A 9562-nucleotide genomic window follows, 5' to 3' on the forward strand; every position below is an offset into this window, starting at 1 on the left:
CCATGCAGTCGTTCCTTCAGTTCCTGATCGTCGGGCTCGGTTCCGGTGCCGTCTACGCGATGTTCGCGCAGGGCGCGGTGCTGATCTACCGCGGTTCGGGCCTGGTCAACTTCGGCCAGGGGGCGATCGGCACGCTGGCCGCGTACGTGACGTTCGTCGATCTCCAGCAGGACCGCGGGGTCCCGACGGTCCCGGCCCTGCTCGCGGGCATCGCGGTCGCGGTCGCCGTCTCCCTGCTGTTCCAGTGGCTGGTGCTGCGGCCGCTGCGGTCGGCGGCACCGATCGTGCGGGTGATCGCGACGGTGGGGCTGCTCGGACTGGTGCAGGCGGTGGTGGTGCAGCGCTACGGCGCCACCACCGTCTCCGTCGACGAATACCTCCCACATGACGTCTGGATCGTCGGAGGCGTCGCCATCCAGGAGCAGCGGGTCTGGCTCGTCGCCATCTCGGCCCTCTTGACGGGCGCGCTGTGGGCATGGACGCGGTACACCCGAACCGGTCTGGCGATCTCGGCGTCGGCGCAGAACGAGCGGGCGGTCCAGACACTCGGCTGGTCCCCGAATCGCCTCGCCGCGGTGACCTGGGGCCTCGGAGGGGGCATCGGCGGCCTGGCGGCCGTCCTCGTCGCCCCACTCACCGGCCTGTCACCGGTCGGCCTCACGATCGTGGTCACCATCGCGGCGCTCGCCGCCGCCCTGCTCGGTGGCTTCAGCTCGTTCCCGCTGACCTTCGTCGGCGGCCTCGTCGTCGGGCTCGGCGAGGCCCTCGCCACCCGCTACAACAGCGACATCGAGCGGTGGCTGCACCAGTCGCAGATCACCGGCCTCAACCGCGCGGCGGGGTTCCTGGTGATCCTCGTGGTCCTGGTCCTTCGGGGCCGAAGCCTCCCGCTGCGCTCGCACGTCGCGGACCGGCTGCCCCGCCTGGGATCGGGCGTGGTCAACGCGCGTGGGGTCCTCATTGGCGCCGCGGTCACGCTGGCGCTGCTGTTCGGAGTGTTCGGCGACTCGTGGGCGCAGGCGACGTACGTGTCGCTGGCGACGGGCGTGATGGTGCTGTCGATCGTCGTGCTGACCGGCTACGCCGGGCAGCTGTCGCTGGCGCAGTGGGCGCTCGCGGGGATCGGAGCGCTGGCCGCCGGCCAGCTCGTCCGGCACGGCCTGCCCGTCGAGCTCGCGATCCCCTTGGGCGTGCTCATCACGGTCGCCGTCGGCGCCGTGTTCGCCCTGCCCGCGCTGCGCACCCGAGGCGTCAACCTCGCCGTGGTGACGCTCGGCCTCGGCTTCACGGTGTCCGAGGTGGTGTTCGCCAACGGCGACTACCTGGGCGACGGGCTCGACGGTGGCACCCGGATCGGCCCGGTCACGCTGTTCGGACTGGAGGTGGACGCCGTCAACCACCCCCATCGCTGGGCGGTCGTCTGCCTCGTCGCGTTCGTGGTGATCGCGCTGGTGGTGGCCAACCTGCGCCGTTCCCGCACGGGCCGCCGGCTCATCGCCGTGCGGACGAACGAACGGGCGGCCACCTCGCTCGGGATCAGCGTGGTCGGGGTGAAGCTCTACGCCTTCGCGGTCGCCGCCGGGATCGCCGCGGTCGGCGGCATCCTCACGGCCTTCCAGTTCTCGGTCATCAAGTACGACCGGTTCGACGTGTTCACGTCGGTCAGCCAGGTCGGCTTCGCCGTGATCGGCGGCCTGGGATACGCGCTGGGCGCGGTGTTCGCCGCGCCGAACGCGGTCGGTGGCCTCGGCTCGGAGGCGCTCGACGCCCTGTTCGGACTCGGCGGCTGGATCACGATCATCGGCGCGGCGCTGGTGATCCTCATGCTGCTGGCCAACCAGCACGGCATCGCGGACGTGGTCGTGCGCCACCATCGGGGACGCGCGGCCGCTCGCCGCGCCGAGACACCAGTAGAACTGGCCGAGGCCGAGCGCGTCGCGCCGGCGACCTTGCGGGTGGCGGGGCTGACCGTCCGGTTCGGAGCGGTGGTGGCCGTGGCCGACGTCGGCTTCGAGGTTCACCCGGGCGAGATCGTCGGCCTCATCGGGCCCAACGGGGCGGGAAAGACGACGATCATCGACGCGGTCACGGGCTTCGTGAAACCCAGCGCGGGCACGATCCACCTGGACGACGCCGCGGTACACCGCCTGGGCGCCACCAGGCGGGCCCGGCTGGGGATCCGGCGGTCGTTCCAGTCACTGGAGCTGTTCGACGACCTGCCGGTCGAGGACAACCTGCGGGCCGGGTCGGAGGCCGGCGCCTCGCGGATCTCCTGGCTGACCGACCTGATCTGGCCGGTGTCCCGACCGCTCAGCCCGACCGCGCTGGCCGCGGTCCGCGGCTTCGAGCTCGAGGAACACCTGCGCAAGCTGCCCGGCGAGCTGCCCTACGGCCGCCGCCGCCACGTGGGTATCGCGCGAGCCCTCGCCTCCGGACCGTCGATCCTCCTGCTCGACGAACCGGCCGCGGGACTCGACGAAGCCGAAAGCCGAGAACTGGCCAGCCTCATCAGGGAGCTCGCCACGGAACGGGGAATGGGGATTCTCCTGGTGGAGCACGACATGCCGATGGTCATGTCCACCTGCGATCGCATCGTCTGCATCGAGTTCGGAAAGGTCATCGCGACCGGCACGCCGGACCAGGTACGCGGCGATCCGGCGGTCGTCGCCGCGTACCTCGGCACCGCGGAGCCGGAGTCGGAATCCGAGCCCGAGGTCGTGGACGCGGGCGAGGGGCGCGCCCCGGCGATGAGCGAGTCATGACCATGGACACGCTGCTGGGATGCGCCGGCCTCTCGGCCGGCTATGGGTCGATGGCGGTCGTCCGCGAACTGGACCTGCACGTCGCCAGGGGGGAGGTCGTCGCGCTGCTGGGCGCCAACGGCGCCGGCAAGACGACCACCCTGCTCACCCTTGCCGGTCAGCTCCCGCCCCTGGCGGGCACGGTCCTGGCCGACGGCAAACCGACGAAGGCACCCATGCACGAGCGGTGCCGCACGGGACTGAGCTTCATCACCGAGGAACGCTCGGTCATCATGGGGCTCACGGCGAAGGAGAACCTGAAGCTCGCCGGCGTGCCCACAGCGGCCGCGACGGCGCTGTTCCCCGAACTCGAACCGGTGCTGAACCGCCCCGCGGGCCTGCTCTCCGGCGGCGAGCAGCAGATGCTCACCCTGGCACGGGCGCTGGCCCGCCGACCGCGCGCCCTCCTAGCCGACGAGCTCTCGCTGGGCCTCGCGCCCATCATCGTGCGGCGACTGCTGACCGCGCTCCGGCAGGCGGCGGACACCGACGGCGTCGGCGTCCTGCTGGTCGAGCAGCACGTCCGCCAGGCGCTGCGATTCGCCGACCGGGTGTACGTGCTGAACCGAGGCCGCCTGGTGCTCGAGGGCCCGGTGGCCGACGTCCAGTCCCAGCTCGGCGCCATCGAGGCCGCCTACCTGGCGGGCGCCGCCGCCGAACCCGACAGGCCAGAGCCCACCGCGGCGCTCGCCACCCCCGTCGCGGTCCCGAATGGCCCGGCGGCGGACACGGAGAAGGAGCAGCAGGACGATGAGCGACCTCCTGGCGGCGAACAAGGCAGTCGCGTACGCCTACGTCAGCGCCTTCGACCGCAACGATCTCGACGCGATCGAGAAGCTGCTGGCGGATGACTTCCTCTGGCACACCGCGGTCGTCGGGGACGGCGAGACGACGCCGCGGCCGTTCCAGTCGCCGACGTTGTGTGGCCTGGAAAACACCATGTACGGCGCCATCCTGAAGGGCAAGGCCGAGACGCTGTCCGTCTTCAAACGCCTCTTCGACGCCGGCGCGGCGAACCCGGCCCACTACTTCCACCTGCGGGCCATCAGCCTCACGGCGGAGGACGACCGGGTCGCCGTCGAGGCGTTGGGTGATGGCCGGAACCCGATGAACGAACGCCGCTATCGGAACATCTACTTCATCCTGATGCGGATCCGGGACGGCCAGGTCGCGCGCTACAAGGAGTACCAGGACACCCTGCACATCTACGACGTCTGGCAGGCGGAGTGAGACCGGAGCCTGTCGCGACGCGCCGTGTCCTCCCGCCCCCGTTTTCCTCTTTCCTTGCCCCTACGAGAGTCTCGAGGTGATTCCGTGACCGCGGTGCTGAACGGTGTGCGTGTCGTCGAGGTCGCTGAGCACGGCTTCGTCCCGGCGGCGGGCGCTCTCCTGTCCGACTGGGGGGCGGAAGTCATCAAGATCGAACCAACGGTCCGCGGTGACGCTGCCCGGGGTCTGGTCTCGGCGGGTCCGATGGACGTGCATGTGCTGTTCCAGTCGGCGAACCGCGGCAAGAAGAGCCTGGCGCTGGACTTATCCGAGGAAGCCGGCCGGGAGATCCTCTACAGGATCGTGGCGACGGCGGACGTCTTCCTCACGAACAAGCTGTCCAAGGTGCGCGAGCGTCTGCGGATCGATGTCGAGCAGATCCGCGCCCACAACCCCAACATCGTCTACGTCCGAGGCAGTGGCCAGGGCGAGCGCGGCGAACAGGCGGACCGGGGCTCGTATGACCTGCTGTCGTTCTGGCACCGCACGGGCACCTCGGTCGCCACGCGGTCCCGGGACGGGGAGATCCCGTTCCTGCCGGCACCGGGATTCGGGGACTTCACCGGATCGATGTACATCGCGGGCGGGGTGATGGGCGCGCTGTTCCACCGCGGGCGCACGGGAGAAGCCCCCGTCGTGGACGTCTCCCTGCTGGCCACCGGCATGTGGTCCATGGGAGGCGCCATCGCGGTGGCGGCGATCGATGACACCTGGAACTGGCCACCGCGACTCCGCAACCCCCTTTCGGCGATCTACCGAACCAAGGACGACCGCTGGCTCGCGTTCTCCTGCCTCCAGGCCGCCCACTACTGGGCCCTGCTCGCCCCGGTCATCGGCCGACCGGAGCTGGCCACGGACCCGCGCTTCAGCGACCACCAGGCGATGTTCGCGAACAGCGCCGACGCCTCGGCGATCCTGACCGAGGTGTTTCTCGAGCGGACGCTCGACCAGTGGAGCGCGGCTCTCGCCGACTTCAGCGGACAATGGGTCCCGGTACAGGACGTCAAGGACGTCCTGCACGACCCGCAGGCCCTGGCCAACGACTACCTGCAGACCTGCCATACCGACAGTGGCAGGCCCTTCACGCTGGTCTCGGCCCCGGTGCAGTTCGACGGCCAGGCCGCCTCCTCCAGCCGCGCGCCGGGGTTCAACGAGCACGGCGACTCGATCCTCACCGGCCTCGGGATCGCCTGGGACCACATCGTCGACCTCAAGGTGCGCGGTGTCGTGGCCTGACGCGGGCCGGCGGGAAGGGCCGTTTCCGGGCCGCGGAACGGGCGGGCGGCGGCGGCAGGCCAGTCGGCCGGGCTGAATTTCTCCGGATCTTCGCCGCCCGGCTGAACCGCCCACCGATCTGGACCTGACGGCCAATCCAGCCGAACCATCCACGTCCTCATCCACGACAGAGGAGGTCATCCCGCACAACATGTGGAGCCCTCGTGGCGCCAGCTCGTCAGGACCTGCTCGCGGGTCCTGAGGAAATCCGGCTCGCGAATACCGTAGCCCTCGCTAACCTGTGCCCCGGTCATAGTCCACGGGATATCGACGATACTATTCATTTCGTCCCATCCCGGGAAAGAGCTGGAGGTATTCAGGTCGATGAACCGTGCACGATTAAAGAAAAGATGCGTAGCGGTTTCGCTTGTGTTGATATCCGCCGCGCTCGGGGGCTGCGGTGCCCTCGGCGGCTCGTCCGCCGGCTCGTCGGACGAGCGCGGCGCATGCGCTTCGCCCGGTGTCACCGACGACACGATCAGGATCGGACTCATCTACCCGGACAGCGGTTCGGGTGAGAGTGGTTTCCGGGCCACCCTCAGCGCTGTCGAGGCGCGGATCGAGGCGGCCAACGCCGAGGGCGGCGTCCACGGACGCGAAGTCGTCATCGACTGGCGCGACGACCAGGACAGCCCGGACGTCTTCTCGCTGGCCGCCCGTGACCTGCTCGACGACAGCGACGGTCAGGGCGTCTTCGCGCTGGTGGCGCAGACCCTCGTGCTGTCCTCGGACACCTTCGAGTGGCTGGAGCAGGCGAAGATCCCGGTCGTCGGTGTGGCCACCTCGGAGGAGTGGAGCGACCACGCCAACGTGTTCCACTTTGGCAACTCCTTCAACAAGAGCCATCCCACCACCACCTACGGCCGGTTCGTGAAGGCCCAGCACGCGACCAAGGTGTTCCTGCTCGTCACCGAACAGGCTGGAGCGGCGGACAGCCTGGCCATGCAGCTCACTCCCAGCCTGCAAAGCCAGGGCATCCAGGTGGTCGGCCGGCTGGGCATCGTGCAGGACATCACCAGCGACACCAAGGTGGTCGACACGATCCGGCGCAGCGGGGCCGACGCCGTCATCGGGGCACTCCAGATCGACACGTTCCAGCAGATCTACCCTTTGCTTGCCCCTCTGCGGCTCAAGCTGGCGCTGAACGCCACCGGGTACAGCGCCGACCTCCTCGCCTCGGCGGGCCGCGGCCTGGCGGGCGCCACATTCATCGTTCCCTACTCCGCCTTCGGGTCGGCCGCGATGGCCACCTATCTCCGCAACGTGGACACCTATGCGCCAGAGCTGACCAACCCTGAGGATGTGCTGGCGGTGGCCGGGTACGTCGCCGCGGACGAGATGCTGACCGGCCTCACTCTGGCGGGGGAGTGCCCCACGCGGGAGCAGTTCATCCAGAAGCTGCGCGAGGTGGAGGACTTCACCGCCGGTGGCCTGATCCCACCGAAGGACCTGAGCAATCCCCGGGACCCGGCCAAGTGCCTCAACTTCGTCCAGGTGAACGAGGCCGGCAACCAGTGGCAGCCGATAGGTGACCCGACAAGCCCCAGCGGCTTCTGGTGCGGGGAGATCATTCAAACCGGCGCGGGTTAGAACCGCCGCTACCCGGTGGATGGACCGCCCCGGTATGTCCGGAGACTCTGGACACGCCGGGGCGGCCACGCCGTCCAGCCTGCTCAGTCGTGGGTCTCGAGCATGGCGATCACCAGATCTTTCCAGGCGCCGAGATTCTGGTCCTGGGCGGGGTCGCGACGGTCGAAGGCGTAGGTCAAGGCCAGGCCGCGCATGCTGTTCAGGAGCAGCTCCCGCAGCTGCCGGTAGCGGGGGTGGCTGACGTAGACGGGTCCGAACATGGCGTCGGTCGTGTCTCGGACGATGGCACCGAGATGGCGTTCCACGGGGCGAAGCGCGGCGGCGATGTCCTCGTGGGTACGAGACGCGGTCCACAGCTCGAGAGCCGCCCACCAATGGGGCTCATGGAAGGAGGACCACATCAGTTCGACCATGCGGGTCAGTCGTTCCGGACCCGCGGGGTGGGCACGGGCGATCTGCTCGGCCTGCTCCTTGGTACTGGCGAGGCGCTGGCGAGCGAGGTGCTCCGAGGCGGCGACGAGCAGGGCGCCACGGGACGGGAAGTGGTGGAGCAGCCCGCCGCGAGAGATGCCCGCGCGGGTCTGGATACGCAGCGTGGTGGCGTTGGCGAAACCACCCTCGATCAGGCAGTCCACGGCGGCGTCCAGAATGCGCCTTCGGCTGTCCTCTCGCTGCTCGTCGCGCCGGGCCTGGTAGCCCGCCGCGGCCTCGCTGATCATCGATCCTCCCAGGGAAGGGGCCGCCCGGCGCGCGCCCACGAGGCACTCTCCCAGGCGGTGAGCGCGGCGCTCGGCGGACGCCGCCCGCGTCAGTCCTATCAGCCACTGAGGCGCGGCCGCCCTGAGATCATCCGCTCGGTCACGGCCACCAGTTCCCGGTCGTCCGCGACGGCGCGGAAACCGACCCCGCTCCTGGTCACCGTCAAGGTTGACTGTGACGCCGCCTCACCGTCAGCATTGACGGTGACGGTCGCCTGATCGCGCGCCGGCCTTCCAGACGCCGGCGGACCCGATCCATCGGCGCAGGCCCCTCGACAAGGAGCCGGACCATGCGGGACGCAGTGATCGTGGAGGCCGTGCGGACGCCCGTCGGCAAGCGGAACGGGGCGCTGTCCGGCGTGCATCCGGTGAACCTGTCGGCGCACGTCCTGCGGGCGTTGGCCGAACGCGGCGGGATCGACCCGGGCGAGGTCGACGACGTGATCTGGGGCTGCGTGTCGCAGGTGGGCGAACAGACGCTGGACATCGCCCGCAACGCCCCGCTGGCCGCGGGCTGGCCCGAGTCGGTCACCGGCGTCACGGTGGACCGCCAGTGCGGCTCGTCACAGCAGGCCGTGCACTTCGCCGCGGCCGGACTGATCGCGGGTCACTACGACGTGGTGGTGGCCGGGGGCGTCGAGTCGATGAGCCGGGTGCCGATGTTCAGCGCCCTGCTGGACCAGGACCCGCTGGGTTCGGAGTTCCTCGCCCGTTACGGCGGGGTGGCGCCGAACCAGGGGACCGGCGCGGAGATGATCGCCGAACGGTGGGGGTTCTCCCGCACTCAACTGGATGAGTTCTCTCTCGGTTCGCACGAGAAGGCCGCCGCGGCGCAGGACGACGGCCGGTTCGACGCGCAGATCGCCCCGGTCACTCTGGACGACGGCACCGTGGTCAGCCAGGACGAGGGGGTGCGTCGGGGCGGGACAGTGGCGAAGCTTGCCTCGCTCAAGACCGTGTTCAAGCCGGACGGCGGGGTGATCACCGCCGGGAACAGTTCACAGATCTCGGACGGCTCCGCGGCGCTTCTCCTGACGACCAGCGAGAAGGCGCGCGAGTTGGGGCTGGCACCGATCGCGCGGGTGCACACGGCGGTGCTGGCCGGCGCCGATCCGGTGATCATGCTGACGGCGCCGATCCCCGCCACTCAGAAGGTGCTGCGCAAGTCCGGGCTGCGCCTGGACGAGATCGGGGCGTTCGAGGTCAACGAGGCCTTCGCGTCCGTGCCGCTCGCCTGGTTGGCCGAAATCGGCGCCGACGCCAAGGCCCTCAACCCGAACGGCGGGGCGATCGCGCTCGGGCATCCACTCGGCGGTTCCGGGGCGCGGATCGCGACCACGCTGGTGCATCACATGCGCGACAACGGCATCCGCTACGGGCTGCAGACCATGTGCGAGGGCGGAGGTCAGGCCAACGCCACCATCTTTGAACTGCTCTAGACCGTCCAGTCGCCGCGTCCGGGCAACCCGGCTGGCATGGCTAAGGTCAAGGCCAACCTTCTGAAGGCGAGCCGCGACGACGGGTGTCGGGGCTCCGGGCGCGCGCTTCGGTCGTATCGCCGGGTGCTTTGTTTCAACCTGGTCGGACCGTTCTGGGCGTTCTAGGGGAGTGGCGCGCCTGGGGCGCCGCCGACTGGCGATCACCGCCGCTCGGCGACGCGGAGCTCGGCGAGTCGACCGGCTGGGCGCGGCCCGGGTGCCAGGACCGCGCCGGCAGCCGACTCGCCGAGCGCCCATGGAAAACATCTATACATTTATGTAGGCTGTAGTTCCTGATTGTCTTCAGCAGGAGTGGAGCAGCCGATGAGTGTCGGCACGATGTCCCCGGTCTACTACGACCCTTTCGATGTCGCGATCGATCGGAACGTGC

General features: G+C 69.7%; 7 protein-coding genes. 6 read left to right on the top strand and 1 reads right to left on the bottom strand.

The genetic code is table 11. The features are described 5' to 3' along the window. Nucleotides 1–2: 2 nt before the first annotated feature. From I6A81_RS33040 to I6A81_RS33060, 5 genes are all read left to right on the top strand, one after another. Nucleotides 3–2762 (top strand): branched-chain amino acid ABC transporter permease/ATP-binding protein, encoded by a 2760-nt coding sequence (locus tag I6A81_RS33040; RefSeq protein ID WP_203004117.1) that lies wholly within the window; start codon nucleotides 3–5, stop codon nucleotides 2760–2762. After that, complete coding sequence (locus I6A81_RS45210) at nucleotides 2759–3652, top strand: ABC transporter ATP-binding protein (RefSeq protein WP_203004116.1); 894 nt, start codon at nucleotides 2759–2761, stop codon at nucleotides 3650–3652. Before I6A81_RS33040 ends, I6A81_RS45210 begins: the two co-directional genes overlap by 4 nt. Further along, nucleotides 3552–4031 carry a nuclear transport factor 2 family protein gene (locus I6A81_RS33050; protein ID WP_203004115.1) on the top strand — a complete coding sequence of 160 codons (480 nt, stop codon included), beginning with the start codon at nucleotides 3552–3554 and terminating at the stop codon, nucleotides 4029–4031. Before I6A81_RS45210 ends, I6A81_RS33050 begins: the two co-directional genes overlap by 101 nt. Before the next feature lie 84 nt (nucleotides 4032–4115). After that, nucleotides 4116–5306 carry a CaiB/BaiF CoA transferase family protein gene (locus I6A81_RS33055; protein ID WP_203004114.1) on the top strand — a complete coding sequence of 397 codons (1191 nt, stop codon included), beginning with the start codon at nucleotides 4116–4118 and terminating at the stop codon, nucleotides 5304–5306. 408 nt (nucleotides 5307–5714) lie between these two features. Continuing rightward, nucleotides 5715–6935, top strand: coding sequence for an ABC transporter substrate-binding protein (locus I6A81_RS33060; protein ID WP_203004113.1), 1221 nt, complete (start codon nucleotides 5715–5717; stop codon nucleotides 6933–6935). Nucleotides 6936–7018: 83 nt separating this feature from the next. Here the strand turns inward: I6A81_RS33060 and I6A81_RS33065 are convergent, their stop codons facing one another. Further along, nucleotides 7019–7654 carry a TetR/AcrR family transcriptional regulator gene (locus I6A81_RS33065; protein WP_203004112.1) on the bottom strand — a complete coding sequence of 212 codons (636 nt, stop codon included), beginning with the start codon at nucleotides 7652–7654 and terminating at the stop codon, nucleotides 7019–7021. A gap of 329 nt (nucleotides 7655–7983) precedes the next feature. On the opposite strand from I6A81_RS33065, the gene I6A81_RS33070 reads away from it, so the two are divergent. Further along, on the top strand, nucleotides 7984–9132 hold the full coding sequence (locus I6A81_RS33070; RefSeq protein ID WP_203004111.1) for a thiolase family protein: 1149 nt from the start codon (nucleotides 7984–7986) through the stop codon (nucleotides 9130–9132). Nucleotides 9133–9562: the final 430 nt, after the last annotated feature.

The sequence above is a fragment of the Frankia nepalensis genome, assembly GCF_016786325.1.
GTDB lineage: Bacteria > Actinomycetota > Actinomycetes > Frankiales > Frankiaceae > Pseudofrankia > Pseudofrankia nepalensis.

What these genes read in the sequence shown, in the direction of transcription:
- I6A81_RS45210 (WP_203004116.1), top strand. Translation starts at nt 2,759, where the DNA reads ATGACCATGGACACGCTGCTGGGATGCGCCGGCCTCTCGGCCGGCTAT.
- I6A81_RS33070 (WP_203004111.1), top strand. Translation starts at nt 7,984, where the DNA reads ATGCGGGACGCAGTGATCGTGGAGGCCGTGCGGACGCCCGTCGGCAAG.
- I6A81_RS33040 (WP_203004117.1), top strand. Translation starts at nt 3, where the DNA reads ATGCAGTCGTTCCTTCAGTTCCTGATCGTCGGGCTCGGTTCCGGTGCC.
- I6A81_RS33050 (WP_203004115.1), top strand. Translation starts at nt 3,552, where the DNA reads ATGAGCGACCTCCTGGCGGCGAACAAGGCAGTCGCGTACGCCTACGTC.
- I6A81_RS33065 (WP_203004112.1), bottom strand. Translation starts at nt 7,654, where the DNA reads ATGATCAGCGAGGCCGCGGCGGGCTACCAGGCCCGGCGCGACGAGCAG.